This is a genomic window from Aeribacillus sp. FSL K6-1305 (assembly GCF_038050115.1).
Taxonomy (GTDB): domain Bacteria; phylum Bacillota; class Bacilli; order Bacillales; family Aeribacillaceae; genus Aeribacillus; species Aeribacillus composti.
Map to the genome: position 1 here is coordinate 776,555 of NZ_JBBOQV010000001.1, position 25,914 is coordinate 802,468.

Genomic DNA, 25,914 nt, shown 5'->3' on the forward strand with positions numbered 1-25,914 from the left:
AATTTTATAAATTTCACGACCAAAGAATTATGCTGTTTCAAGCGAGAGACGTATCCAGTAAAAATAGAACTATGTGCTAAATGAACAATATAAAAAATAAATTTAATTTACTGTTTTTAAGGAAGTAAACACAAAATCTGAAAAAGGGGAATGCTATAAACCCCCTTTTTCCTCATAATTTGCTATAATTGATGTTAGCTTAAAGAGTAAGTCTGTCAATTAACTCTGAATAAGATTCACATTCATTTCACTGTCACAAATTTTTCCTTCGTGTAAATATAAAATTCGATTCCCCAATTTTTTTGCTTCCTCAAGATGATGGGTGACTAATATAATGGGAATGCGCCAAAGCTTATGGATACGTAATAGCTCTTCATGACCTTTTACACGTGTTTGATTATCTAATGCAGAAAAAGGTTCATCTAAAAGCAAGGCATCCGGCTCGGTTGCAATGGCTCGTGCAATGGCGACCCGTTGTTTTTCGCCGCCTGAAATTTCAGACGGATATTTATCTCTAAGGTGTTCAATTCGCAGCTCTTTCATTAAATCTTTGACAAAGCTTTCATTTTGCATGCCATAAGCAATGTTTTTCCAAACAGTCATATGGGGAAAAAGCGCATAATCTTGAAATACATAGCCGATGTTTCTTTTTTGAATAGGAACAAATACTTTCTTATTTTCAAATAAAATGGTGTCGTTTAATCGGATGATGCCAGCAGCAGGTTTGCTTATCCCAGCAATACAATTTAAGATTGTCGTTTTTCCGGAGCCGGAGGGGCCAAAAAGGACAACAATCTCATTGGCCACTGAAAATTTTACATCTAATTCAAAATGGGATAGTCTTTTTTGGATTTCAACGATAAGCATAAGAAAAAACTCCTTTAAGTAAACGACAATTTGAACTTACTATTTTTGTACATGTCTCATCATATTTCTTTTGCTCCACCAATTAAGCCATAAAATAGCGCTAAAGCCGAGGGCAACGATAATGATTACCCAAAATTTTGCCGCTTCCAAATTACCTGACTCCACCGCAAAATAAATGGCTAGAGGAATAGTGTCGGTGACATTCGGAATATAGCCGGCGAGCATGAGAGTGGCACCAAACTCTCCTAACGCTCGTGCAAAGGATAAAACTAAGCCAGCTAACAGTCCTGGCCATGCCAGTGGAAAAGATATCGTCCAAAACACTCTCCATTTCGATGCTCCCATTGTATAAGCAGCATTTTCAATATTTGGGTCATACTGCCGAAACGCTGCAGATGCACTTTGATACATTAAAGGAAAAGATACGACGACTGCTGCGATCACAACAGCATACCAGGTGAAAACAATTTGGAAATCAAACCAATCGAGCAGTAATCGACCAATAAAACCGTTTTTACCAAATATATATAATAAACCAAAGCCTACAACTGTAGGCGGAAGCACGAGTGGCAGCAAAATAATCGCTTCTATAACACTTTTCCCTCGAAAGGAGTTACGACTAATCAATCGTGCCAACACAACCCCAGTAACAAATACGATAAACGTGGCGATAGTTGCCGTTTTTAAAGAGAGTATAAGCGGCGAGTAATTCATATTTGTCGTTCACCTTTTCATAAAGTTTCATCATTTTTCGTTATAAATGGTTATAATTATTTTGAACTTTGGAGTAAAGGAAATGGTAAAACAAGAAGTTGAGTTATTTCCATTGAAAAAGAGCGAAACAAAACATGATATAATCAAGATTAGATATAAACTACATAGCCATCTTCTTGTTAAGAAAATAATTAATTTTATTTATATTTAAATATAAATCATTGATACAGAAGTTATCAATACAATATATCAAATTACATTTAATTACTTATAACGAATTTTTTTATGAAGGAGCAAGTAGGTATGGAAAAAAATCTTTCTTATACAACCGAGGAAGTGGCAAACATATTAAAGGTTTCAAAATTAACCGTATATGATTTAGTGAAAAAAGGGTTATTACCTGCTTATCGTGTCGGACGACAAATGCGAATTGATCCTTCCGATCTAGAAGAGTATATAAAAAAGTCAAAAGAAGAACTGCAGCCAAGCTCCGTACAGTCATCAAAAAAAGAAGCATCGATTGAAACTCAAGGGTATTTGCAACCTAGACAATTAATTATAAGCGGCCAGGATATGAGCTTAGATATTTTGGCGAACTACTTAGAAAAATCCTCGAAAAGGTTTCGGCCACTTCGTTCTTATGTTGGAAGCTTAGAAAGCCTAATTTCAATGTATCAAGGATATTCAGACATTGTCAGTACACACTTAATCGAAGGAATTTCAGGTGAATATAATGTTCCGTATATCAATAAGATACTAGTGAATTTTCAGTATATCGTGATTCATTTACTAACAAGGAAGGCAGGCTTTTACGTCAAAAAGGGAAACCCGTTGAATATTAAGCATTGGGAAGATTTAAGAAGAAAAAATATAAAAATTGTGAACCGGGAAAAAGGTGCGGGTGCTCGTGTTTTACTAGATGAATGTTTGAGAAAGTATCGCATACCTGTTTCTGAAATTAACGGCTATGACAATGAGGTAACCAATCACGTAAGTGTCGCAAGTGCTATCGCTAAAGGGGATGCAGATGTCGGGGTAGGAATTGAAAGAGGGGCTAACCTAGTTAAAGATGTCGATTTCATTCCGTTAGTTAATGAAAAGTACGATTTGGTTATTTTAAAGAACGATGAAAATAGAGAGTTAATTAGTCAAGTCCTGCAAATTTTAAGATCGGTTCACTTTCAAAACGATTTAAAAGCACTAGGAGGCTATGATTTGTCACAAACCGGACAAGTCGTTTATGAAAGCTGAAATGGATCCAGCTAAAAGCCAGGGGTTCTCTTAAAAACCCCTGGCTTTGTTTTATCACTTTTTGGCACTGGAATATCTGGTTTTCTTGATTCGTGAGCACTGGAAATGAAAAACTAAAAAGAGAAACATAAGTATATCTTTTTCTATTATATTTATTTATAATTAAATATAATTAATTATAAATAAAAGAAAATAGGATGTTGTAAAGATGAACATTCATTTTAAAGCGATAGGAAAAATTCTAACCCCTTTTAACACCTTGGAAGGAATGCCGATTCAATCGGCGGCGGCGAAAAATGTAGAAGGAACAATAGAGCTTAACCCATTGTATGTAGAAGGGATGAAAGATCTGGACGGCTTTTCTCATCTTATTCTTATTTATTATTTTCATAAGGTTCATGAATATTCATTGCAGGTAGTTCCTTTCTTAGATGATCAACCCCATGGTATTTTTGCAACAAGATTCCCGAAAAGACCGAACCCAATCGGCTTTTCAGTCGTTCGATTGAAAAGTATTGAGGGGAACCATATCCATGTCTTAGATGTCGATGTATTGAACGAAACACCTTTACTCGATATAAAGCCTTACGTTCCGATGTTTGATGCAATAGAAACATCTAAGATTGGATGGTTTGAAAAAAGAATCGAAAACATAGATAAAGTAAAAGCTGATAAAAGCATTTATTGAAAAGGCGGTATTGGCAAGGCCGATTAAAAAGCACCTTATGGCTCTTTTTTCATTGCACTGAACAAATGTGTTTTTTCTATCCATGAACGGAGACACTTTACTATTCTATATAATTATATTTTATATAAATTAATTATATGCTATACAAAATAGTTATAAGAAATTATAATAAGTTTTATATTAGATTAAAAATAGAAGGGGGAGAGAAAGCATGAAGCATTCTATTCGCATGATCATGTTTTTGTGTGCTTCAATCTTTTTTATTTTTGGTTGTACAAACGAGGGAGAAAAACAGGAATCAAAGAAGACAGAGGATAAACAGACAGTACAATTAACCATCTCAGCAGCCGCAAGCTTACAAGATGCCTTAACGGAAATTCAGAAAAAGTATGAAAAAGAACATGAAAATATAAAAATTACATTTAACTTTGGAAGTTCTGGTGCATTGCAACAGCAAATCGAACAAGGAGCGCCGGTAGACCTATTTTTCTCGGCTGCTGAAAATAAGTTTCGTCCACTCGTAGACAAAGGATTGATTAACATAGAAGAGAGTAAAAACTTGCTAGGAAATGAAATCGTTTTAATCGTTCCGAAAGATAAAGCAGACACAGTAAAAGGATTTCAGTCTTTGGCAGACAGCGGTATTAAGCAATTTGCATTAGGAAATCCTGAAACTACTCCAGCAGGTCAATACGGGCAGCAAACTCTGACCAAGCTAAATCTTTGGCCAAAAGTAAAAGAGAAAGTCGTATACACAAAGGATGTGCGCCAAGTATTATCATATGTAGAAGCAAATACAGTGGACGCAGGAATTGTATTCAAAACTGATGCTCAAATATCTGATAAGGTAAAAATTGTCGAAATTGCAGACGCAAATATGCATGATCCTATTATTTATCCAGTTGGCATCATTAAGGACACAAAGCATAAAAAAGAGGCTGCCGATTTCTATCAGTACCTGCAGACAGAAGATTCGTTTCAAATTTTTGAAAAATTCGGATTTAAGATTTTGAAATAAGCGGGCTTCATTACTTTAAAAACAAAAAATCATAAACATCGATATATCAACGTTTCTAAAACATTAATGGGGGCGTCAATAAGCCGTATAAACGACTTATAAGACACCCCCAAAGCTCCTCAAGAACAACACTGTCATATTTTGGAGCACGAGGACTATGAGATGATAAGACCTTACATCGTTATTAGGTAATTGATTATGGTTTGTCAAAAACTTTTAGTAAAGGGCCCCTGCTAATCGACTTTCAAAAAAATAACCATGCACAACTCATGAAAGCAGCCCATAAAGTATATTATCATTCTAATGGATAATCGGGAGGAATCTATATTGAGTTATACATTTCCGGGAGGTCAACCGCAGGGGAAGCCCATCTTTATCACAAGTAAAATCAGGGAAGCGATGGTCGCTGAGTTAACCGCAATTAATGATTATAATTACCATATTGCAAATTCCAACATGGAAGAAGTCAATAGGGTTTGGAGAATGATCATGCTGGATGAAAAAAAACATTACGGAATGTTTCTAACCCTCTTGCGCAAATACGATCCTGTACAATATCAAACCTATCTCTACTATCAAAACACTCATTTGGATGTAAAGGAACCAATGCAGACCTATAGACCCAATTATGATAAACAATTGATATTAAATCTTGTCAGAAGTGATCTTAAAGGAGAACTAGAGACAGCCGTACTTTATGATCAATATGCAGCTGAAATCTCTATCCCGGATGTTAGTCATGTTTTCTCTGTCATTAGCCGTGATGAGAAATTCCATGCAGAACATTTAACGAAGCTCTTGATAAGTTATGATCCTGATCCCTACAATGGTCTGAAATAAAACTGAACTAAGCCCTTAAACGGTGAATTCCCTCCTTACTCAAGGGGAATGTGTCATCCTCATTCCCCTTGAGTAAGCAGTCTTCTCACCATAAATGATAAATCTAAAAGTCATGTCATTCATATAAGCTTCCCTAGCAATTTTTTATCTACAACTATTTCCACTTGTGATACGGTTCACCTTTAATTAATCTTAAACTGTTCAACAAATTCAATCCCTTTCCATTAGTGAAGTGACAAAAAATATCATCAAACTATAATTTTACTGAACCGTAAACTCTGACTCTTCACCTCTATATTTTTGAACTAATGTCCCAGCATCACGATTCTAACTCTCCCACAGCCGCTTCATCACCATCCGCTCCCACCACTTCCACGGCAATATATTTTTCAAGACCATTCCTAATTTCACGCCTTTGCCAACCGGATACCGCAATTTCGGATAAGGAGACTTTGCCACGTGTACAATCTGTTGGATCACTTCATACGGAGAGGGTGCCGTGTCAGCAACATGGTTGACATATTTCAAAATTTTCTCCATCTCTTTAACATAAGGAGAATCCGGATTGACCGATACCGCATCCAGCCCTTTTGACCAGATTTCCGTTTTATAGGATCCCGGTTCAATTAAAACGACATGAACACCGTACGGCAGCATCTCTAAACGCAAAGACTCGCTGAATCCTTCCACCGCAAACTTGGATGCCACATAAGGTCCCATAGAAGGGAATCCGATTCGTCCGCTAATACTGCTTATATTCACAACCTTGCCGCTTCTGCGTGCCCTCATCGACGGCAAAACAGCTTTTGTTACTGCCACCAAACCGAAAAAATTCGTTTCAAATTGCCTCTGCCATTCTTCAACAGCAAGCTCCTCCGTAAACCCTCCCGCTGCATACCCCGCGTTGTTTACCAACAGATCAATTTGGCCGTAATCTTCAATCACATTCTGAATTACAGTTTCCGCTGCTGAAAAATCGGTTACATCTAGTTGGATAATCTCAATCCGGTCTGTTACACCTGCTTCTTTGGCTGCCGCTTCCAGTCGTCCTCTCTTATCCAAATCTCTCATTGAAGCCAGCACGCGGTAGCCTTCGCGGGCAAGCGCTACACTTGTTAGCAATCCAAAGCCGCTTGAAGCTCCTGTAACAAACGCAACAGGTTGTTTCTTTAAAGTTTGATTCACAAGATTCCCTCCAGCTATTCATATTCTAACACTGCCTTTTTGTCAAATATATGTAGAGCATCATCACTGCTTTCGTTCGCAAATTCCTTCAAAAATCTGCTCCACCTAGATGTTTTGACAATTCCTGTCTCTTCTTAATAAACACTTTTTATTGGAATTGTATCATGGAAATAATGAGATAAAATAAATCCTGCCTTCTTTACAGAGGATTGGTTAAAAATATTTAATTATTAAAAATCGCCAAGTATAATAATTACCGGCGATTTTTAACTTCTATCATAGCTCATATGAATAAGTCGCTTTGCCTTTTCAAAATCTTCATCATTATAAATACTGACTTCTAAATCCCCTGTTCCGATATGACCGATATTTCGAACATCACGGCTAAATCCTAGCTCGAGTTCAATTTCATCTGGATTCACTTTTAAAAATAAGACGATTTTTTCTGTCTGAGGATGCACTTCTAAGCAGACAAAATTTTTAATGCGCTTAAAGGCTATGTAGTATTTTAATACAGCCATTTGTACATCATCGCCTAGTGCCATAATATATGCTTTTATTGCTTCAAACCGGTCTTTTAATTCTGTACTGGATTGTTCCAGATATTCGGAGACTGTCTTATATCCGGGCTTCGATGAGTTAATATGGTTTTCAACTTCCAGTAATGGTTGTGCAGTTGTTGCATTTACTAAATCGAGCAAAAGAAATCCATCTTTATAAAACTTATACTGGTACAACTCAATGTTCCGATTTATTTGTTGAACAGCATGTTCGTCATATTTTGTGAATCCACCCGCAATACATAATAAGCGCGGATTCGTCCAATCAATTGCGTCAGCCAAGTCATTACCGTATTTGCGCATTACCATAAGAGTGAATTCTGCTTTATGATCCAACAGCCAGTCCAGATAATATAATCCTTGGTTAATGACATTTTCATTGACAGCTCGTTTATATTCGATAATAACTGGAGAGTTATTTTCATCAATACCTAATGTATCGATTCTGCCGCCATGTGTCTTACCAGTAGAATATTCTGATGCTAAAAACCGTACACCTAAAAATGTTTCAAGATTACGCTCAATAAGGGTTTGCAGCGATTTTTCAATTGTCAGAGATGTGCCTTCCAATTCACTTACATGTTCTCCATTTATACGAAATAATTTAATATCACCCATGAAACTACTCCTTCTTTTATTGTGCATCTAAAACTACGATTACAATAAATGAATAATGATAGTATACAATAAGCGTTGATATTTATGAGACATATTAGTCAATCTATGTAAAGAATACGGAAGAACGTAACAAAAGACTCCAATTCAATTTTAATAATGTTCCACTCGTTCGGAAATATGTTTGCAAAATTATTTTGGCTCTTGGAAATACTAGAGAAACCAATCAATACATTCATTACAAAGACTGCTTGATTATTAACTACATGAAATGTTTATTACCCTTTGCAAGAAAGGAAATCATGTTGCAAATTGCAACACCAAAGAAGAAAAAAGTAAAACTGTTAATCGCTTTTACTCAAGTGTCGTTATTAAACTATGAAAAAATTGGGGAATTTTAACGTTTTATTTTTCCTCATAATCAATTGTATTTATATCCATTACCAGTATAATGTATAAAAATGTAGTCAAGAGGTGATATCAGTAAATCAAATCATCAAAATAGTTCTGCGAGATCGAAAGCATGTTGAAGCATATGTACGTACGGAACAAAAGATGGTCGAGGACAATCGATATGAAAGTGCAGATTTTTGCAATTCAAGCCGTGTAAACTAAGTTGTCCAGGGCGGGACATTATTTGCTATCAGATCCAGTTTCAAAAATCAACAGCTGCTTGAATGGATTTTAAATTTTTACAAGTCTGGCGGCATGGTCGCATCGGTATGTTCAGGTGCACTATTGTTGGCAGAAGCAGGTCTATTATCCGGCAAAAAGGCAACTACACATTCATTTGCGATTGAATACATGAAATCTAATTATATGGACATTGAAGTAGTTCAAATGTCCGATTTTTGGATGAAGGCAATATTCTAACTTCTGCTGGAGTGTCAGCTGGAATCGATATGTCTTTATACATTGTAGCAAAATTACTGGGAGAAACAGTAGCACGTACAACAGCAGCTACAGAAGAATATCCATACTGGTCTGAAAATATTGGGGGAGCTGGTCGGAAGTTTTAGTAAAGTTGAGCATCACTTGACTGTAACTTGATTTTCATGCAGGCGAAACAGCGAAAATTTCTGTTTCGCGTAAAGTTATTTGCACTGATTTTAAAAATTTCTTTCATACTTTCGGGTCAATTATAAAGATTATGTTAAAAATCGTATTTTCCGTTGATTTATATAAGTATATTGTTATATGTTTATTGAAGTTAAGGAAATGATAATACTAAACAGTATTCATGTCGTGGATATGAAAAGACATTTTTTAGTGTGCGATGAACCATAAAGTAGATTGATATATAAGTAAATATTTATATAACTATATATGTATAGGGGGTGTTCCAAATGCAAAAAGTAGTGGTGGAAATAGAAAAAGCAGCACACGTTTTAAAGCTACTCGGTGATAAAACACGTTTAACGATTATGGCCATTTTAAAGAAACGCGAGTGTTGCGTCTGTGAGCTTCTAGAAGTATTTGATATGAGTCAGCCGGCTATTAGTCAGCATTTACGCAAGTTAAAAGATGCAGGATTAGTAAAAGAAGATAGAAGGGGGCAATGGATTTATTATTCTCTCAATCTAGAAAATGAGTTATATGATTTCATTCAAGAAATTCTGCAGCACATTCCAGATCAAACAGAGAATATTCGTAAGATTGAGGAAACCAACCCTACACTCCGTTGTGGTTGTTAACCTATTAATTTTAATTTAATTGGGAGGGAAAATGAATAATACGGGGAAAAAACGCCTATCGTTCTTGGATCGATATCTAACGCTTTGGATTTTCCTAGCTATGGCAGCAGGAATTGGCTTTGGATCTGTCTTTCCGGGCTTTGTAGACGCAATAAACAGTTTACAGGCAGGAACCACATCGATTCCAATTGCCATTGGTTTAATTTTCATGATGTATCCTCCGTTAGCAAAAGTTCGCTACGAGGAGATGGGACGCGTCTTTAAAGACATAAAAGTATTGGTTTTGTCCCTTGTACAAAATTGGATTATTGGACCAATATTGATGTTTGTATTGGCGATTGTATTTTTGCCGGATAAGCCGGAATACATGGTCGGACTCATCCTAATCGGTCTGGCACGTTGTATTGCGATGGTGATCGTCTGGAATGATTTAGCGAAAGGAGACAGAGAGTACGCAGCTGGGCTTGTAGCGTTTAACTCTGTATTCCAAGTGCTATTTTACTCTGTTTATGCGTATGTGTTTGTAACAATCATTCCAGAATGGTTAGGACTAGAAGGTGCTGTCGTTCATATTACAATGACGGAAGTCGCCAAGTCGGTGTTCATTTACTTAGGAATTCCGTTTCTTGGCGGAATGGTGACGCGCTTTTTGTTGGTAAAAGCAAAGGGCAGACAATGGTATGAAAAAGTATTCATTCCAAAAATCAGCCCGATTACATTGATTTCTTTATTGTTTACGATTATCGTCATGTTCTCTTTAAAAGGAGACGCTATCGTAAGTTTGCCGTTGGATGTAGTGAGAGTCGCCATTCCATTGTTCATTTACTTTGTATTGATGTTTTTCGTTTCCTTCTTCTTGGGGAAGAAATTTGGAGCGAGCTACCCTGTCACCACCACACTTGCCTTTACAGCCGGCAGCAATAACTTTGAGTTAGCGATTGCTGTAGCTGTTGGCGTGTTTGGGATCCATTCTGGTGCAGCATTTGCAGCTGTCATTGGACCACTTGTGGAAGTGCCTGTCATGATTGCATTGGTCAACGTAGCATTATGGTTTAAACGAAAATACTTTAAAACCGAATCAGTATCATACTAACAACAAAGGTGGAATGAACATGAAAGACAAAAAGACGATTTACTTCTTATGCACTGGCAACTCTTGCCGCAGCCAAATGGCAGAAGGATGGGCAAAAAAATATCTTGGCGACGAGTGGGAAGTGTACAGCGCCGGTATCGAAGCTCGCGGATTAAATCCAAACGCGGTAAAAGTCATGAAAGAAGTAGGAATTGATATTTCGAACCAAACATCGGATATCATTGATCCGGAAATTTTAAATAAAGCGGATTTGGTCGTAACATTATGCGGTCACGCCGCAGACCATTGCCCGGTAACACCTCCGCACGTGAAACGCGTACATTGGGGATTCGATGATCCTGCGAAGGCAGAGGGGACAGAAGAAGAAAAATGGGCTGTTTTCATGCGTGTTCGCGATGAGATTGGTGAAAGAATTAAACGTTTTGCTGAGACTGGTGAATAACTTCCTTCAGTCCCTCCATATCAATAACAAAAAGAGCCTGGAGAACTTTCTCGGGCTCTTCGTGTTTTTTAGGAGAAGAATTAGACAATTAACGAAAAAGTCATATAGCATTGGCTGTTGCAAGACAATATCAACATTAAGATTAATAGATTTGCTGCAATGGGGCAGATTTTAGGGAGAAAAATAGATATTTAATTTAGGTAAAAGTTTTAAGGGATTTATAGTACGATTTGAGGCTTCAATTATTACATTTTTGAAACACCGCCCGATTTCTAACATTATTTTATTTTGGTTATGTGTAGTTTAAGTGGGGCTTGAAAGAATAAAATCGAGAAAGCTTCCGATGCAAGCATCGATTCACAATCGCCTGAATGTGGGACCTATTCAAGTTTCGATATTGGCTGTTTTATACGAGATGTTGATGTATGCGATGGATTCAACTACCGCTATGGAACGCACGTTAAAGAGTTAGGTGATTAGTTGTCGGATGACTTTCGAAAGACGGAACATTCCTTTCTCCAGGTCAGCTAAAGAAGCGTAGGAATAAGAAAGGCGAAGGTACTGGGCTGCATGCTTATCATAGACATTTCCTGGATTTAATAGAATTCCATGCTCTAATGATTTTTCAAAAAGTTCCCGTATGGAGATTGAAGGCAATATGCGCAGCCATATATAAAAACCGCCTCTAGGAACAGTCCAGGTCGCAATATCGGAAAAATACCTCTGTAATAAATCAATCATGATCTCTCTTCGAACCTTCAATTCTTTTCTGACCTCTTCCAAATGTTGATGATAGAGCCCGCTTGCTAGCCATTCCGCAACTGCCCATTGAGACAAGGAACTGGATCCGTAATCGGTTTGCATTTTAATATCCGCCAATCGCTCAATAACAGGCTTCGGTCCGACTATCCAGCCGATTCTCAGACCGGGACTCAATGTTTTCGACATGCTCCCAAGATATAAAACAAGCCCATTTTTATCGATGGCTTTCAATGGTGGGGGAGGCGGTGAATCGAGCCAGAGTTCTCGGTATACGTCATCTTCAATAATCGGCAGCCGCTCCTTTTCGCATACATCGATCAGTTTTCTCCGTCTTGCTTCGGACATCAAAATTCCTGTTGGATTATGAAAGGACGGAATTGTATAAAGCAATGAAGCATTTTGCCGCTTTTTTTGTTCCGAAATCTTATTTGCTTGAATTCCATGCTCATCTAAAGGAAGTCCAAATAATCGCATTTCGACAGATTGAAATACATGCAGGGAATACAGGTACGATGGTTTTTCCAGAAAGATCGTAGCACCTCGCCGCAATAGACCTATTGATATCAATTGCAATGCCTGCAGAGCTCCTGACACAATCAAAATGGAAGAAGGGGAAGCTTCAATCCCGATGGTTTTCAAATATCTACTGAGCTGTTCCCTGAGAAAAAGCAGCCCTTTCGGTTCCTCGTAGCCAAGTGAATCAATGTGCCCCGTCAGCTTTTCAAATACTTGTTTCATCATCTCACGTGGAAATAAATCTGGAGAAAGCTCTCCTGTTCCTAGCCGGATGATATTTGAATCAAACTCTGCTTTATTGATTTCCTGTATCGTAGGCAAATTAGGATAATAACTCCCCGCTTGCACATAGGAATTCCAGTCTGGGGGAGGGGTAGAGGTCATCAAAGACCATGAATTGTTAATAATCTTGGTACCGCTCCCTCTTTTTCCTTTCAGCAATCCATCAGCAATCAATTCTTCCATAGCCGCCACGATCGTACTGCGGTTCACTCCGAATGCTTGGGCCAATGTGCGTTGAGGAGGGATTTTTGTCCCTAAAGTCCATTCTCCTGTTTCAATCTTTTCTTTAATATATTCTTTGATCTGGATATAAAGGGGAACTGGAGTCGATTTGTCTGGCTTCCAATCTAATTCATTCATGAAAAAATACTCTCCCTTTACAATCATATGAGTCGATTATACAACTTGGTTGGTATTGAATCCATCCAATTGGTTGGAGACAATAATCGATTTCCGAGTAAAATTGTATTCATATGCTATACAATAGGAGGGATTGGAATGGAGGAAGCCTTTATTCACGGACTTATTCTTGCATTTGGACTTATTCTTCCTCTTGGCGTCCAAAACGTTTTTATTTTTAATCAAGGAGCTCTTCAGAAACACTTCATTCATGCGCTCCCAGCCGTTTTAACTGCTTCACTATGTGATACACTTTTAATCATCCTTGCTGTTTTCGGAGTATCTATTATGGTCTTGGGTTCTTTTTTGATCAAAACGATTATGCTGTGCTTAGGAATTTTATTTTTGTTATATATGGGGTGGAGCACTTGGAAAAGTACCTCTTCTACTGATAAAGAGAATAACGAAAAAACAGCCAAGGAAACTTTTACACCATTCAAACAAGTTCTCTTTTCAGCATCGGTCTCGCTGCTCAATCCACATGCGATCATGGATACGATTGGCGTGATCGGAACGAGTTCACTTCAATACAATGGAGGGGAAAAAGCAGCTTTTGCACTTGCCTGTATTCTAGTTTCTTGGATCTGGTTTGCGGGGCTGGCTTTGGCAGGACGGAGAATAGGGGATCTAGATAAATCTGGACACTTGATGAGTGCTTTCAACAAAATTTCCGCGCTCGTCATGTGGGGAGCAGCGATTTATATTGGATTCACACTGGCAAAATAAAAACAGGAGTTTGCAGTAGAGGTTTCATTACTCCAAATAGTAAACTCTTGTAAGTCTATGAAACAGGATAATAAACTAAAAGAAAAAATCCAGTTGCTGATTACTATAATAATCAGGAGACCAATAACTAGGAGAAAATTTTTTTTTGCGGAGTTAAAAGGAGGAGATAGGATTGAAACACCCGTATGCTCATTATCGTCCTTTATTTCCTGTTTTAGCATCGAAAATCCATCTGGCGAGCTGTTCGCAAGGAGCCATTTCAAAAACTGTTTCCGAATCGATTGAAGCGTATATGAATAGTTTGCTAACGGCGGGGGTTAATTGGAATCAAGCAATAAAAGTAGTTGAACAGGCAAAATACAGTTTTGCAAAATTAATCGGTGCTGAACCTAATGAAATTGCTGTATTATGCTCGGTCTCTGACATTTTTTCTGCTATCGCCTCTTCACTTTCTTTTGAAAAAGGGAAAAATATCATTGTGACGACAGATATGGACTTTCCAACCGCCGGTCATGTATGGCTCGCTCAGGAGAAATTTGGAGCAAAGGTCAGATTTATTCCTTCTCAACAAGGAGTCATTCCTTTAGAATATTATGAACGTTATGTAACGTCTGACACACTTGTCACATCCATTTCCCATGTCTGTTATTACAACGGTTTTAAACAAGATCTCAAAGCGATTGCAGACATTGTTCATCGTAAAGGTTCACTTCTTTTTGTTGATGCATATCAATCTGCTGGACAGGTGCCTATTGATGTAAAGAAAATGGATATCGACATATTGGCAGCAGGAACAAGGAAATACATGTTAGGTATTCCGGGAATATCCTTCCTATACATAAAAGCTGAATTGGCAGAGAAATGGAAACCGCGTGTCACAGGATGGTTTGGTCAGGAGGATCATTCGAAATTCAATGTTCATCAAATTATACCAGCAGCTGGAACACGTCGTTTTGAGACTGGAACGCCTTCTTTTATAAGCGCTTATGCAGCAGCTGCCGCTATTCGTTTACTTCTTGAAATAGGAGTGGAGAATATATCTTCTTATTTAAACCTATTAGCTCAATTCGCATTAGATTATGGACAAGAAAAAGGATTACACACTGTTACTCCTTTATCGGCTCACAAAAGAGGCGGCATAACTGCTTTTTATGTAAAAAATGCTGGGCAAATAGAATCGATCTTGAAAGAGAGAAATATCATTGTTTCTGCTAGAAACGACGTCATCCGAATCGCTCCTCATTTTTACAATACGCAGGATGATATTCGGCAAGCAATTGACGAGCTAACAACTGTTTTAACAGCGAATAAATAAGCAGCACAGGTCTAGGTACTGAAAGACTCGAAACTTTTGCATGGTTCCAATAACAATATATGAGTGGTTTAAAGCGGACAAAAGATTTGTGTGAATAGTCTATTTTTAACTTTATAGTGCAAAATTCAGCTAGTTTCACAACTAATGTCTTAACAGTTTTTTTCGGCTCCATTCAACGATCTGATGGAGCTTCAGTTTATTATTAAAAATGATTATTTGCAAATTGCAAATAATATAGTATAAATAAATATAGAGGTGAAAAAATGGAAAACGTTAGAGAGCTTTTTCAAGTGATGACACGTCGTTTTGGATTGCTGAATAAAAATTGCTGTTCTATTGATGGTGTTGATATTTCTCTCGTTCAAAGCCATATTCTATATGAAATTGATAAAAGAGAATACCCTTCTATGCAACAAGTGGCCGAAGTATTGGGAATGGATATTACGACATTCAGCAGACAGATTCAAAATTTGGTCAAAATGGGTTTAGTAAAAAAAACGCCGCTCCCTGAAGATCGAAGAGTATACACGTTATCTCTAACCAACGAGGGAAAATTTATAGCAACAACTATCGATCGAGAAATCAGACAATATTTAGAAGAGGTATTTTCACACATGACGGAATTCGAGAAAGAAACAGTAATTCGTTCGATTAAATTGTTGAATGAGTGCATGGCAAAATCGAGCGTATGTTGCAAACCATTATTTTAAGGCAAGCTATCTTGGCTTGCCAATTCGTTAAACTTATATTTGCATTTTGCAAATAAAATAAAAGAGATAAGATTATTCGAAAATTTCTTTCTGTTTCGTTGGAATGAACTCTTTTATTTTTAGTATTTTAATTGTTATTCACTTTTTAGATAGATATATTCAGGTTTGAAAAATACGGATTGAAAGTCAAGTTGAAAGTCAAGCTATGCAAAGTAATGGCGAAAGGAGAGATAAAGATTAAAAAGGAAACATGAGAGAAGATTTACAGGACACCTTTTACTATTTGCTTTTGGGTTCAGGCGTTGGAGCCGCTATTCATGGCGCTGTACCGACAGAATGAATTTCAATCTAAATGGGGGTGTATTGCTGCAATCATCGAAAATCCTTGGAATGTCCGTCTTTTCGTGATTCCTATCTCGCCAATGTTGATTACAATGAGCATGACATTGCATTGATGATTAACTGAGAAGCTGCAAGCTTACCGGGATATCAATATTGCACAGTATCTTTAAAAAGAAACTAGTCTTTGCGTTTGTAGACTCTGTCATGACGATGGCAGGGTTATTAGGATTTTTATTCTATCTTATTTAAGGAGTGATCACTTATGAATCACATGAATAACGATCAAATCCGGCAAAATGTCCGAAACCGCTATAAGAAAATTGCGCTGCAGGAAGTGAATTCTGGGGGTTGTTGTTCAGTCAGTTCCGGAGGTTGTGGTACACCTAAGGAGGTATCGGCAAAACTAGGTTATTCGGATGAGGAATTATCTGCCGTACCAGAAGGAGCCAATCTTGGACTTGGCTGCGGCAACCCGCTGGCAATTACGGAATTGAAACCTGGAGAAGTAGTGTTGGATCTTGGTAGCGGTGCTGGATTTGATTGCTTTCTGGCGGCACAACAGGTTGGAGAAACCGGCCGCATCATTGGTGTAGATATGACGCCAGAAATGATCAGCAAAGCTCGGAATAATGCTGCCAAGAATGGTTATACCAACACTGAATTTCGATTAGGAGAGATTGAACATTTACCGGTTGCAGATCGTACGGTTGATGTTATTATTTCCAATTGTGTCATTAATCTTTCTCCAGATAAGCCCCAAGTGTTCAAGGAAGCCTATCGTGTGCTGAAAACAGGTGGTCGCCTTGTCATTTCCGACGTTGTAGCGACAGCAGAGCTTCCATCGGAAATCAAAAACAATATGGATGTCTTGTATTCGAGCTGCGTATCAGGAGCAGCATCAATTAGAGAACTGGAATCATTGTTGCAACAGAGTGGATTCATACAGATCACCATTGAACCGAAAGATGAATCGAAGGAGTTTATCAAAGACTGGGTGCCTGGAGCGAACATCGAAGATTACATTGCTTCTGCGGTCATAAAAGCAATGAAACCTTAAAAAACGTGGTGTAACAGATTAGAAACTGTTAGGTAAGACAAAATGAGCAACTTGTTTTCCATGATGATTCCGATCTCATGAAAAAAGTGAAGATATTGCATACAAAACCGTTATGGATGTTGCCCATCTACATTTAATCGTAAGTGTTGTTATTGTGACATAGAAAAGGCAGTAGGGCGATTCCTAGTGCCTTTTGCCTTTTCTATATAAAAAATAAGGAGAGATTAAATATGAACATTCGCAGCTTTTACAAAGAGGATTGGCTGCAAGTGAAGGAAATTTACGAGCAAGGAATTGCGACAGGACAAGCAACGTTTGAAACGACAGTGCCACAATTCGAAAAATGGGAATCGACAATTGCTGAAAACTTGTGTCTGGTTGCTGAAGATGAAAAAGGTATTCAAGGCTGGTGTAAGATCAGTAAAGTATCAGATCGCTGCGTATATGCAGGAGTGGGAGAGGTGAGTGTATATGTTCGAGATGTGAGCCGAGGAAATGGTGTTGGAAAACAACTTCTGCAAGCCATGATCAAAGAATCGGAAGCAAAAGGATTTTGGACATTAAATGCAGGGATTTTCCCTGAAAACATACCAAGCTTACGTTTACATCAAAGTGTTGGATTTCGTGAAGTTGGTATACGACAACGTTTAGGAAAGTTAAATGGCGTATGGCGTGATGTTGTATTCCTTGAACGCCGCAGCAAAATTGTGGGTATAGATTAATCGTTGCTTTAAAAAAATGATAAACATTTCAATTGAACAGGAAGTGATGGAATTTGTTAGGTAAAAGGGAAAACAGCAATTTATCAAAATTTTCTTTATATATTGGAATGGATAAAGAAATTAAATATAATAAAAATGATAATCATTATCATTAATGGATTGTGGAAGGGGGTATTATGTTGACTTCACATTTATTGATTAGGGATATTCACGATTATTTTGATCATTTCAGTCAACTTGTGCATGGACATGTTCAAAACAATGATTGGGAACAACAGTTTTTCCTGCCTTCACATATTGGGAACGGAACGGTTGACATCATTGCATCTAGGGGTTAAGCAAAAAATAACAGGTAATGAACGATAAGCAAAACAGGCGCGAAATGTTTATATATTTTTGGTAAAATCCTCTTGAAATATTCAGAAAATTCTTTTAAAATAAGTGTAAACTTCATCCTATCTACCTTTTACAGGTGAAGGTAATGAAGATATCTCTTCTTATCTTAATTTAACAGTTGACTGATAAGATTCCATTTCCAGCCTTAGCCGGCTGGTTCAAATGGTTCGTAAAGCCAGTCCATATCACTAAAGTGTGTTTGGGCTGGCTTTATTGTTTGTGCGCCCGGCATGTACATGAACTATAGGGTGTAAGTCCCGAACCCCGAAGACAGAAGTAGAGGTTAGCCAAGAGCAAGGGTGTCCGTGGTGACGCGGAATCTGAAGGAAGCTGGAGGCAAAACACCGGTCCGAGGAACACGAACCTCATATAAGGCTAGGTATGATTGAGTGAGTTTGCAAAACAAAACAAAGCTCTTTCTGTCGAAGGTCATATCGAGTAAATGAGGCGGATAGATGGTGTGAAAGTGCATGTACTTACCCGGGGAGATCTGGCTGGCACGCCAAGTAACCTTGGTAACCTATCTAGTGATAGATAACTGAACAGTCAGAAGTCAGCAGAAGTCATAGTACTCTTTCAAGCTCGAGATGGAAGAGGAAGGACTGAACAATTAAGGAGAACGAATCGCTAGGCGTTCACCTTCTGTGTGGAAGCAGACAATCCGATAGGACTTACTTGAAGGAGGAAGTGGTGAATCCCACGGGGGACTTCAAGAGGGTGGAGCAGAAGATGGCACAAATAGAAGAATTCGTTCACGTGGAGAGGATATCAATGTTGATGGAAATGATTTTGTCACGGGAAAATCTCCTGGCGGCACTGAAACGAGTCGAACAGAATAAAGGAGGTCACGGAGTAGATGGCATGTCCGTAAAAGACCTACGAAGACACCTCTACGAAAATTGGGACTCCATTCGACAGTCGTTGAGAGAAGGAACCTACAAGCCCTTACCCGTCCGTCGAGTCGAAATCCCGAAACCGAACGGTGGAGTAAGACTTCTAGGGATCCCTACCGTGACGGATCGTTTCATCCAACAAGCGATTGCCCAAGTGTTGACGAAAATCTTTGATCCGACCTTCTCGAACCATAGCTATGGTTTCCGACCAGGTAGAAGGGGACATGATGCGGTTAGGGAAGCAAAGGGTTATATCAAAGAAGGATATCGTTGGGTAGTCGATATAGACCTAGAGAAATTCTTTGACAAGGTGAATCACGACAAACTGATGGGGATCTTGGCGAAAACGATCAAAGATCGAATTCTACTGAAGGTAATTCGCCGGTATCTTCAATCAGGCGTGATGATCAATGGAGTGGTAATGGAAACGGACATGGGAACGCCTCAAGGCGGCCCGCTTAGTCCACTTTTATCAAACATCATGCTTCATGAATTGGATAAAGAGCTTGAGAAACGTGGACATAAGTTTGTTCGGTATGCGGATGACTGTAACATCTATGTGAAAACAAAGAAAGCAGGAATTCGTGTCATGAACTCCATTACGAACTTTATAGAGAAGGAGTTAAAGCTCAAGGTAAATAAAGAGAAATCGGCGGTAGACCGTCCTTGGAAACGGAAGTTTCTCGGTTTCAGCTTCACACTCAATAAGACTCCAAAGGTACGGATTGCGAACGAAAGTGTGAAACGTTTGAAGAACAAGATCCGTGAAATTACATCAAGGTCGAAACCGTATCCAATGGAGAAAAGGATTGAGAAACTGAATAAGTATTTAATGGGATGGTGCGGATATTTTGCCTTGGCAGAAACACCAAGTAAGTTCAAAGAATTTGATGAATGGATTAGACGAAGGCTTCGGATGTGTTTGTGGAAAGAATGGAAAACCCCGAAAACAAGAATTCGGAAACTCAGAGGATTAGAAGTTCCAAGCCATAAAGCATTCGAATGGGGCAATACACGCAAGAAATATTGGCGGATTGCCTGCAGTCCCATCCTACACAAAACCCTCGACAACTCCTATTGGAAGCGTCGAGGGTTAAGAAGTCTATTCGAAAGATATCAAGCACTACGTCATACTTAATTGAACCGCCGTATACCGAACGGTACGTACGGTGGTGTGAGAGGTCGGGGGTTAGTCACCCCCTCCTACTCGATTTAAGAAACCTTTTTCAATAGGAGGCGGTGAACATCGGAGGCGCACTAGAGGGTGTAAAGGTATTAGATTTGACTAGGGTGCTTGCCGGCCCATATTGTACAATGATTTTGGCAGACCTCGGAGCAGATGTTATTAAGGTAGAAGCCCCGGGCGGCAGCGACGAAACGAGGTTCTGGGGACCGCCGTTTCAAAACGGTGTCAGTGCTTACTATTTATGTACAAATCGCAATAAGCGAAGCATTACCGTAAATCTGAAATCAGAAGAGGGCAGGGAAATCATTCGAATTCTGGCAAAAGAAGCGGACGTGCTCATTCATAATTTTAAAACTGGATCGATGGAAAAATGGCAGCTCGACTACGACGCCTTACAAAAAATAAATTCGCGGCTCGTCTATTGTTCCATCACGGGATTCGGGGAAACGGGCCCGTACCGGTATCTGCCGGGTTATGACTTTATTATTCAAGGGATGAGCGGCCTGATGAGTATAACCGGAAGCGAAGAGAGCGGTCCAATGAAAATCGGTGTTGCCATGGTGGATATTTTAACAGGATTATATTCGGTCATTTCCATTGAAGCGGCTTTGTTGGAAAGGGGAAGATCCGGCAAGGGGCAAAAAATTGATCTATCACTGATGGATACAGCGGTCAGCTCGCTTGCCAATGTCGCCAGCAATTATCTAATTTCCGGGAAGGTACCGCGTAGACTCGGGAATGACCATCCGAATATAGTCCCTTATTCGAAATTCAAAGCGTTAGATGGGGACATAATTATCGCAGTCGGGAATAACCGGCAGTTTGCCACACTATGTGAAGTAATGGGGCTGAGCGAAATGGCAATGGATGCTCGCTTCTGTACGAATGTGGCAAGAATGGAAAATAAGCTGGAGCTGACGAGGATTTTAGAATACCAGCTCCAGCTCAAAACGGTCAATGAGTGGATAAAACTGTTTTCAGAAAAAAATATTCCATGCGGTCCCATCCATACTATAGATCAAGTATTTGAACATCCACAAGTTTTGGCCCGTGATATGGTTGTCCAAGTCGAACACCCGGAAGCAGGAATGGTAAAACTCGTTGGTTCGCCTGTTAAACTATCAAGAACGAATACAAAGATAGAACGTCATCCGCCGATGGCCGGAGAGCATACATGGGAAATCCTGCAGGAAGCTGGATTTTCATTTAAGGAGACTACCTATTTTAAAGAGAATAACATTATTTAATCGCGGGAGGAGTTTTTAAGATGAATTTTGAATTCACAGAAGAACAACGGATTTTGAAGAATTAAAAAATATGGGGCATGAACCTATTCGCTTTGAAGATAGTATGCGATATATTCATCAAGATGCCATCCGAACTTGTTTGGAGTACGTATCAAGAAGTGATATCTTTCTACTATTTATCACGGATAAAGCAGGAACATTCTTAGAGGATGAAGGGAAAACTGTTACTCACCTTGAATTTTTACGTGCATATCACGAAAATAAACGTCTTATTGTGTATGTTCACGATATAGTTCTTGATACCTATTTTCGGACGATCAGACCTCAAATAAAACAATCGTTAGTACAGTATTTAAGGGAACACGGTAAAGAACCGGATTCAATGTTGAATTTTATAAGCGAAAATATTAAAGAGGAGCCTCATATTGCCGAAAATTACGTATGGTACTTTCTTTATGATGCAGAACAAAAAGGGATATATTTCGAAAAATGCTCATTAGGTGTCGAAATTCTTTCAAACATAAAAAGCTATCTTTCAGCTCTTTTCAAAGAAAGCCTTCAATACTTAAATATTCGTTCTGAAATAGAACGGAGCTTAGAACATGTAGAATTATACGGGGATTTTTATGAACTATCACTTGAATTCATAAGTTTATTGCAGAATGGGCAAATTACAAATTGGAGAAGGCTATTAGCGCTTTTACGATCTAAGATGGTCGGCTGCAATATTTACTCTACAAATACAAAGTACCAACAAGAAGCTATAGGAGCATTAATGGACTGTAAAGCCGTAACTCTTTACGAAAAAAGAGATAACCAGATGATTTGCAAAGAATATGATGGATTAACAACTCCTGAGAACTTTTCATTAGATGATGCTTCTTCTTACGTTGTGCAAACATATAATGATCATAATCATAATGAAAAGCTATACTATTCACTGGAAAAAAGAATATGCTATTTCTTGTTTAAGGTAAAGACTTATGTATTTTGCTTTCATCTGCCCCTGCTAGGAGAGTGGGATTATTATAAACTGAAGGCTTACCAAGAGAATATATTTAATGCTATACTTGAATCAAAAGGATATTCTTATTGTTACTTTATCAAAATGCTGTTAGGAGGTCTCTCAAATGAACAATTATAAAGAAAATGTAATATTAATCGCCTCCGCACCACATGGATATGGAAAAAAAGTTGTAACGAATCGTCTTAGTCAAATGAAACGTGATCACGCAAACTTACAAAATAAACTTTCCCAAATAAAAAGTTCATTTCGTCGTTCAAAATAAACGCTCATGATGTAAAAAATGCTCTACTGATAGAAGGAATAAAATCCATTTCTTCGAATGTTTCAAATTTGCACGCTCTACAATTTCAATATGTTCAAGATAGCAGAAGAAGCCCATCTATCACCAAAGTATTCAAGAAGAAGGTCAGCAGAACTTTATGAAAAGAATGCCCAAACGGATATCATAAAAGAGTTGTTTGGAAAAGCAATTGGAGGGGACATATCTGTATTCGAAAAGTTGGAGAAGTTAGATAAATTATCTAACCAGATGCAGAAAGGAATTTTCGTTAAGAACCTCAACCATCCTGCGAATAAAAGAAAAAAAGGTTAAGGCAACACTATTGCATTAATCAAATAGATTCTAACTTCATAAATTCACGACACAAATGAACCCCCCCTGAAGAAATCCTCGAATTTGAAGGAGTAACCATTAAGGATACACACCATGAAAGCTTTGCAACAGCAGTAAAAAGTAAGAATTTTCTTATACATGAAAAAGTACGTGGAAGCATTGCGCTTATATGAAGAACTGTATCAAAAAGAACCAGGAAATTTAAATTATCGTTATAAATTAGCTGTAAGTACTCCTCATGAATACGATGATTTAGAATAATAATTCATCTAATCGGATTTTCTAATAGGAAAACGCGGTGTTATAATTTGCGGGTTGAATATTAATGCATGAAATCTAAGAAAATCAAGTCGATCGGTTTGTTAAATTAACTGCTTTTTAACGATGTTCACTTTCTTAACCAGATAATTAAATAAATATTGTGAATACATCAACAATAATAACTTAAATTAATTTTTTTCTAGTTCAGATTCCTTTGAAATGCTTGTTGCATTGGTGATAGAGATTTATAGAAAAGTTATTGTAACTGCATTGGAGAATCATTTAAAAGCATGTGGATTTGAAGTAAACTTAACTAAAAAAGAAAATCATATTCGTTTATATATGAGCAGCCGAAAAACCATTAAGGAATTTTACGACTCATGACAAAGGATTGTACTTAAAACGCAAATTTGAAGTGTTCCCGGATCAAAATTTGGATACAGAAACATTGCAAAACGCAAAATTAAAGACAAAACATGCTGTTGCAGAAAGTAAAAAGCTTTTATCGATGAATATCGAAAAAAAAAATTATTGCATTCATCGAGCATGTGGAACTGCTTGAATTACATTAGGAACGTATTATACATGGTTGTTAAAACATGACAAATCATTTAGCGAAGAATTTTATAAAATTAACGAAAGGGCAGTTAAGTAGTCAATAGCTGCTTTATATTTTTCGAATTTTAGTTTACATAATATATATTATAGGAAGTTATAAATGGATCTTGTTTCACTAAAGAGATTACTTGTTGTGATGAGACGAAATAAAAAAATGAAACAAATTGTATTTTAATTGCATTTAATGAATTTCTTTTTAAATTGTAAATTTACATTGCAATTTAATTAATTGATCTTAAAAATTCGTTATGATTTGCTGCGTGTTTAAATTCATTCCATGATTAATTTTGGATTATGATTTATTTATTTTTATTAACGCTTCATTTTTGTTTGTTCTATATCCCGAAGTCCGTTCATTCATCTTCTTCTAAGTTTACATAATATATTTATGTTTTTAAAAAACTCCACTCATACCCTCATCCTCATGATTTGAGCGGCAAAATCAATGAATTATTGCCGCTCTTTGCCGTTCTTTTACTTCTCTTTTCCATTTTGTGGTATAAATTGGAAGCGATCATTAAAAAATGTTTTGTAGCCGAATTGCAGTGATAAAAAAGATGAAATCCCTACACTTCCGGCAATACCGATCAAAATCACAATTTGATATTCGATTGCAACTAAAGGGCTTGTACCTGCAAGGATTTGACCTGTCATCATTCCCGGCAAAAACACTATCCCCATACCGACCATGTTATTGATAGTCGGCAAAATAGCTGAATCAAATGCAGAGTTTACGATTGGTTTTGTTGCTGCATCGGGTTTAGCACCTAACATGAGCGCCCCTTCAATCAGATTCTTTTGGGTAGCAAAATTTTCGATCATTTCTTTCATGCCTAGCGTTATACCGATCATTGAATTTCCAATAAACATTCCGGCAATCGGGATAAAGTATTGAGGTTCATACCAAGGCTTAAAATGAATGACGATTAGATTAAAATACAACAGGCTGACGAGAGAGCCGATAACCATTTTTCGATAAAGGCTTATGAAGCTGTTTAAATATATTATAAACGGCAAACGATTCCATGAAACAAAGCACCAATAAAACAATCCAAGGTGAAGGATTTTTAAAAATATACATCAATATGTATCCGACTAGCACAAGTTGAATCGTCATCCTGGCAGTTGAAAGGACAATTAATTTTTCACGTTTAATTTCTCGTTTTTTTACAAGCAATATTAAAATAAGAACAAATAAATATGCTGCCGAGAGCCTCCAAAATTCGATGTTGATAACTTCTTGCTTCATTGATTATCACCTGTTGGTTTATTTATCGTAATAACTTTATCTGCATATGTTTTTGGTATTGTATCTGAGTGTGTTACCATAATAACCGTTTTTTCTTTTTCCTTTGAATAACGAATGAATGCATCCATGATTTTCTCTTCAGTTCCTTTATCTAGCGCAGAGGTTGGCTCGTCTAATAAAAAAACTTCTGGATCCATTAGAAAAATTCTGGCTAGTGCAAGTCTTTGTTTTTCTCCGCCGGACAATTGTTCTACGTCATCCTCTAATTTTTTTTGCAAGCACACAAATTTTAGTGCTTCTTTCAACTTTTCATCGTCAATAGGCTCTTTTTCAGATAAAATTCTGCCGAAATTCAAATTCTCTCGAATATTTCCTTCAAACATTACTGGCTGCTGTGAAAGCATCACAACTTCCCGTCTTAAAGCGATTGGATTCCATTCAAACAATGACAGGCCTTTATAAACAATTTCTCCTTGATCTGGCGACAGCATGTGATTGAGCATTTTTAAAAGTGTTGTCTTTCCTCCCCCGCTTTGGCCAATGATGCACGTTACTTGTTTTTCTCCAATTTTCAACTCGTCAATGTAAAGAATATCTTTGTATCGTAAATTTTTGATGTGAAACAT

The 25,914-nt window shown here is 37.7% G+C and carries 26 protein-coding genes and 1 pseudogene; 20 read left to right on the forward strand and 7 right to left on the reverse strand.

What is annotated here, in order from left to right; translation table 11 throughout:
* Positions 1-219: 219 nt before the first annotated feature.
* Both NST97_RS03570 and modB read right to left on the reverse strand, forming a co-directional pair.
* Complete coding sequence (locus NST97_RS03570; protein ID WP_341342938.1) at positions 220-867, reverse strand: ATP-binding cassette domain-containing protein; 648 nt, start codon at positions 865-867, stop codon at positions 220-222.
* Between the two features lie 39 nt (positions 868-906).
* Complete coding sequence (gene modB, locus NST97_RS03575) at positions 907-1,581, reverse strand: molybdate ABC transporter permease subunit (protein WP_066250710.1); 675 nt, start codon at positions 1,579-1,581, stop codon at positions 907-909.
* 303 nt (positions 1,582-1,884) lie between these two features.
* On the opposite strand from modB, the gene NST97_RS03580 reads away from it, so the two are divergent.
* The 4 genes from NST97_RS03580 (at position 1,885) to NST97_RS03595 (ending at position 5,378) form a co-directional block, all read left to right on the forward strand.
* Positions 1,885-2,832: a helix-turn-helix transcriptional regulator gene (locus NST97_RS03580; protein WP_341342939.1), complete on the forward strand. Its 948-nt coding sequence runs from the start codon at positions 1,885-1,887 to the stop codon at positions 2,830-2,832.
* Positions 2,833-3,040: 208 nt separating this feature from the next.
* A complete protein-coding gene (gene tsaA, locus NST97_RS03585; RefSeq protein ID WP_066250716.1) occupies positions 3,041-3,520 on the forward strand; it encodes a tRNA (N6-threonylcarbamoyladenosine(37)-N6)-methyltransferase TrmO in 480 nt (159 codons plus the stop codon).
* A 211-nt stretch (positions 3,521-3,731) separates the two neighbouring features.
* A complete protein-coding gene (modA, locus tag NST97_RS03590) occupies positions 3,732-4,538 on the forward strand; it encodes a molybdate ABC transporter substrate-binding protein (RefSeq protein ID WP_340881464.1) in 807 nt (268 codons plus the stop codon).
* Positions 4,539-4,865: 327 nt separating this feature from the next.
* Entirely contained in the window at positions 4,866-5,378 is a 513-nt protein-coding gene (locus tag NST97_RS03595; protein WP_094245830.1) for a rubrerythrin, read from the forward strand.
* Between the two features lie 327 nt (positions 5,379-5,705).
* Here NST97_RS03595 and NST97_RS03600 read toward each other — a convergent pair whose 3' ends face one another.
* Together NST97_RS03600 and NST97_RS03605 are read right to left on the reverse strand one after the other, a co-directional pair.
* The gene (locus NST97_RS03600; protein WP_339211543.1) at positions 5,706-6,563 is read right to left on the reverse strand and encodes an oxidoreductase; all 858 of its coding nucleotides are present in this window, start codon (positions 6,561-6,563) and stop codon (positions 5,706-5,708) included.
* A 266-nt stretch (positions 6,564-6,829) separates the two neighbouring features.
* Positions 6,830-7,741 carry a DUF5655 domain-containing protein gene (locus NST97_RS03605; RefSeq protein ID WP_339211545.1) on the reverse strand — a complete coding sequence of 304 codons (912 nt, stop codon included), beginning with the start codon at positions 7,739-7,741 and terminating at the stop codon, positions 6,830-6,832.
* Positions 7,742-8,407: 666 nt separating this feature from the next.
* Between NST97_RS03605 and NST97_RS03610 the strand changes: the two genes are divergently transcribed.
* The 4 genes from NST97_RS03610 to arsC all read left to right on the forward strand — a co-directional run bounded on the left by NST97_RS03610 (position 8,408) and on the right by arsC (position 10,967).
* Positions 8,408-8,611 carry a DJ-1/PfpI family protein gene (locus NST97_RS03610; protein WP_327863186.1) on the forward strand — a complete coding sequence of 68 codons (204 nt, stop codon included), beginning with the start codon at positions 8,408-8,410 and terminating at the stop codon, positions 8,609-8,611.
* A gap of 473 nt (positions 8,612-9,084) precedes the next feature.
* Positions 9,085-9,432, forward strand: a complete 348-nt coding sequence (locus NST97_RS03615) for an ArsR/SmtB family transcription factor (protein WP_144598537.1) — start codon at positions 9,085-9,087, stop codon at positions 9,430-9,432.
* A gap of 31 nt (positions 9,433-9,463) precedes the next feature.
* The gene (arsB, locus tag NST97_RS03620; RefSeq protein WP_144598538.1) at positions 9,464-10,525 is read left to right on the forward strand and encodes an ACR3 family arsenite efflux transporter; all 1,062 of its coding nucleotides are present in this window, start codon (positions 9,464-9,466) and stop codon (positions 10,523-10,525) included.
* Positions 10,526-10,544: 19 nt separating this feature from the next.
* Positions 10,545-10,967: an arsenate reductase (thioredoxin) gene (arsC, locus tag NST97_RS03625; RefSeq protein WP_339192826.1), complete on the forward strand. Its 423-nt coding sequence runs from the start codon at positions 10,545-10,547 to the stop codon at positions 10,965-10,967.
* 468 nt (positions 10,968-11,435) lie between these two features.
* Here the strand turns inward: arsC and pdxR are convergent, their stop codons facing one another.
* Positions 11,436-12,887 (reverse strand): MocR-like pyridoxine biosynthesis transcription factor PdxR, encoded by a 1,452-nt coding sequence (gene pdxR, locus NST97_RS03630; protein ID WP_341342940.1) that lies wholly within the window; start codon positions 12,885-12,887, stop codon positions 11,436-11,438.
* 138 nt (positions 12,888-13,025) lie between these two features.
* Between pdxR and NST97_RS03635 the strand changes: the two genes are divergently transcribed.
* The 12 genes from NST97_RS03635 (at position 13,026) to NST97_RS03690 (ending at position 23,421) form a co-directional block, all read left to right on the forward strand.
* Entirely contained in the window at positions 13,026-13,652 is a 627-nt protein-coding gene (locus NST97_RS03635; protein WP_063388315.1) for a LysE/ArgO family amino acid transporter, read from the forward strand.
* Positions 13,653-13,824: 172 nt separating this feature from the next.
* Complete coding sequence (locus tag NST97_RS03640; protein WP_339211549.1) at positions 13,825-14,967, forward strand: aminotransferase class V-fold PLP-dependent enzyme; 1,143 nt, start codon at positions 13,825-13,827, stop codon at positions 14,965-14,967.
* Positions 14,968-15,230: 263 nt separating this feature from the next.
* A complete protein-coding gene (locus tag NST97_RS03645; protein ID WP_339211551.1) occupies positions 15,231-15,677 on the forward strand; it encodes a MarR family winged helix-turn-helix transcriptional regulator in 447 nt (148 codons plus the stop codon).
* A gap of 604 nt (positions 15,678-16,281) precedes the next feature.
* The gene (locus tag NST97_RS03650) at positions 16,282-17,076 is read left to right on the forward strand and encodes an arsenite methyltransferase (RefSeq protein WP_339211552.1); all 795 of its coding nucleotides are present in this window, start codon (positions 16,282-16,284) and stop codon (positions 17,074-17,076) included.
* Between the two features lie 230 nt (positions 17,077-17,306).
* Positions 17,307-17,798 carry a GNAT family N-acetyltransferase gene (locus tag NST97_RS03655; protein ID WP_339211554.1) on the forward strand — a complete coding sequence of 164 codons (492 nt, stop codon included), beginning with the start codon at positions 17,307-17,309 and terminating at the stop codon, positions 17,796-17,798.
* Positions 17,799-17,977: 179 nt separating this feature from the next.
* The gene (locus NST97_RS03660) at positions 17,978-18,136 is read left to right on the forward strand and encodes a hypothetical protein (RefSeq protein WP_339211556.1); all 159 of its coding nucleotides are present in this window, start codon (positions 17,978-17,980) and stop codon (positions 18,134-18,136) included.
* Positions 18,137-18,965: 829 nt separating this feature from the next.
* Positions 18,966-20,225, forward strand: coding sequence for a group II intron reverse transcriptase/maturase (gene ltrA, locus NST97_RS03665; protein ID WP_094245397.1), 1,260 nt, complete (start codon positions 18,966-18,968; stop codon positions 20,223-20,225).
* A gap of 107 nt (positions 20,226-20,332) precedes the next feature.
* A complete protein-coding gene (locus tag NST97_RS03670) occupies positions 20,333-21,520 on the forward strand; it encodes a CaiB/BaiF CoA transferase family protein (protein WP_341343167.1) in 1,188 nt (395 codons plus the stop codon).
* Between the two features lie 31 nt (positions 21,521-21,551).
* A complete protein-coding gene (locus NST97_RS03675; protein ID WP_341343168.1) occupies positions 21,552-22,664 on the forward strand; it encodes a DUF4062 domain-containing protein in 1,113 nt (370 codons plus the stop codon).
* Complete coding sequence (locus NST97_RS03680; RefSeq protein WP_311066120.1) at positions 22,651-22,809, forward strand: hypothetical protein; 159 nt, start codon at positions 22,651-22,653, stop codon at positions 22,807-22,809. Before NST97_RS03675 ends, NST97_RS03680 begins: the two co-directional genes overlap by 14 nt.
* Positions 22,810-22,899: 90 nt before the next feature.
* Entirely contained in the window at positions 22,900-23,139 is a 240-nt protein-coding gene (locus tag NST97_RS03685; RefSeq protein WP_341342941.1) for a hypothetical protein, read from the forward strand.
* 159 nt (positions 23,140-23,298) lie between these two features.
* Positions 23,299-23,421, forward strand: coding sequence for a hypothetical protein (locus tag NST97_RS03690; protein ID WP_339211564.1), 123 nt, complete (start codon positions 23,299-23,301; stop codon positions 23,419-23,421).
* Positions 23,422-24,513: 1,092 nt separating this feature from the next.
* Here NST97_RS03690 and NST97_RS03695 read toward each other — a convergent pair.
* Together NST97_RS03695 and NST97_RS03700 are read right to left on the reverse strand one after the other, a co-directional pair.
* Positions 24,514-25,288: pseudogene (locus tag NST97_RS03695) on the reverse strand (ABC transporter permease).
* A complete protein-coding gene (locus NST97_RS03700) occupies positions 25,285-25,914 on the reverse strand; it encodes an ABC transporter ATP-binding protein (RefSeq protein ID WP_341343169.1) in 630 nt (209 codons plus the stop codon). The pseudogene NST97_RS03695 and the gene NST97_RS03700 overlap by 4 nt, the downstream one beginning before the upstream one ends.

Coding starts and splice junctions, on each gene's coding strand:
- NST97_RS03650 (WP_339211552.1), top strand. CDS start 16,282: ATGAATCACATGAATAACGATCAAATCCGGCAAAATGTCCGAAACCGC.
- arsC (WP_339192826.1), top strand. CDS start 10,545: ATGAAAGACAAAAAGACGATTTACTTCTTATGCACTGGCAACTCTTGC.
- NST97_RS03605 (WP_339211545.1), bottom strand. CDS start 7,741: ATGGGTGATATTAAATTATTTCGTATAAATGGAGAACATGTAAGTGAA.
- modA (WP_340881464.1), top strand. CDS start 3,732: ATGAAGCATTCTATTCGCATGATCATGTTTTTGTGTGCTTCAATCTTT.
- NST97_RS03635 (WP_063388315.1), top strand. CDS start 13,026: ATGGAGGAAGCCTTTATTCACGGACTTATTCTTGCATTTGGACTTATT.
- NST97_RS03570 (WP_341342938.1), bottom strand. CDS start 867: ATGCTTATCGTTGAAATCCAAAAAAGACTATCCCATTTTGAATTAGAT.
- NST97_RS03645 (WP_339211551.1), top strand. CDS start 15,231: ATGGAAAACGTTAGAGAGCTTTTTCAAGTGATGACACGTCGTTTTGGA.
- NST97_RS03680 (WP_311066120.1), top strand. CDS start 22,651: ATGAACAATTATAAAGAAAATGTAATATTAATCGCCTCCGCACCACAT.
- pdxR (WP_341342940.1), bottom strand. CDS start 12,887: ATGAATGAATTAGATTGGAAGCCAGACAAATCGACTCCAGTTCCCCTT.
- arsB (WP_144598538.1), top strand. CDS start 9,464: ATGAATAATACGGGGAAAAAACGCCTATCGTTCTTGGATCGATATCTA.
- ltrA (WP_094245397.1), top strand. CDS start 18,966: ATGTTGATGGAAATGATTTTGTCACGGGAAAATCTCCTGGCGGCACTG.
- NST97_RS03690 (WP_339211564.1), top strand. CDS start 23,299: ATGAAAAAGTACGTGGAAGCATTGCGCTTATATGAAGAACTGTATCAA.
- tsaA (WP_066250716.1), top strand. CDS start 3,041: ATGAACATTCATTTTAAAGCGATAGGAAAAATTCTAACCCCTTTTAAC.
- NST97_RS03615 (WP_144598537.1), top strand. CDS start 9,085: ATGCAAAAAGTAGTGGTGGAAATAGAAAAAGCAGCACACGTTTTAAAG.
- NST97_RS03685 (WP_341342941.1), top strand. CDS start 22,900: ATGTTCAAGATAGCAGAAGAAGCCCATCTATCACCAAAGTATTCAAGA.
- modB (WP_066250710.1), bottom strand. CDS start 1,581: ATGAATTACTCGCCGCTTATACTCTCTTTAAAAACGGCAACTATCGCC.
- NST97_RS03655 (WP_339211554.1), top strand. CDS start 17,307: ATGAACATTCGCAGCTTTTACAAAGAGGATTGGCTGCAAGTGAAGGAA.
- NST97_RS03580 (WP_341342939.1), top strand. CDS start 1,885: ATGGAAAAAAATCTTTCTTATACAACCGAGGAAGTGGCAAACATATTA.
- NST97_RS03700 (WP_341343169.1), bottom strand. CDS start 25,914: ATGTTTCACATCAAAAATTTACGATACAAAGATATTCTTTACATTGAC.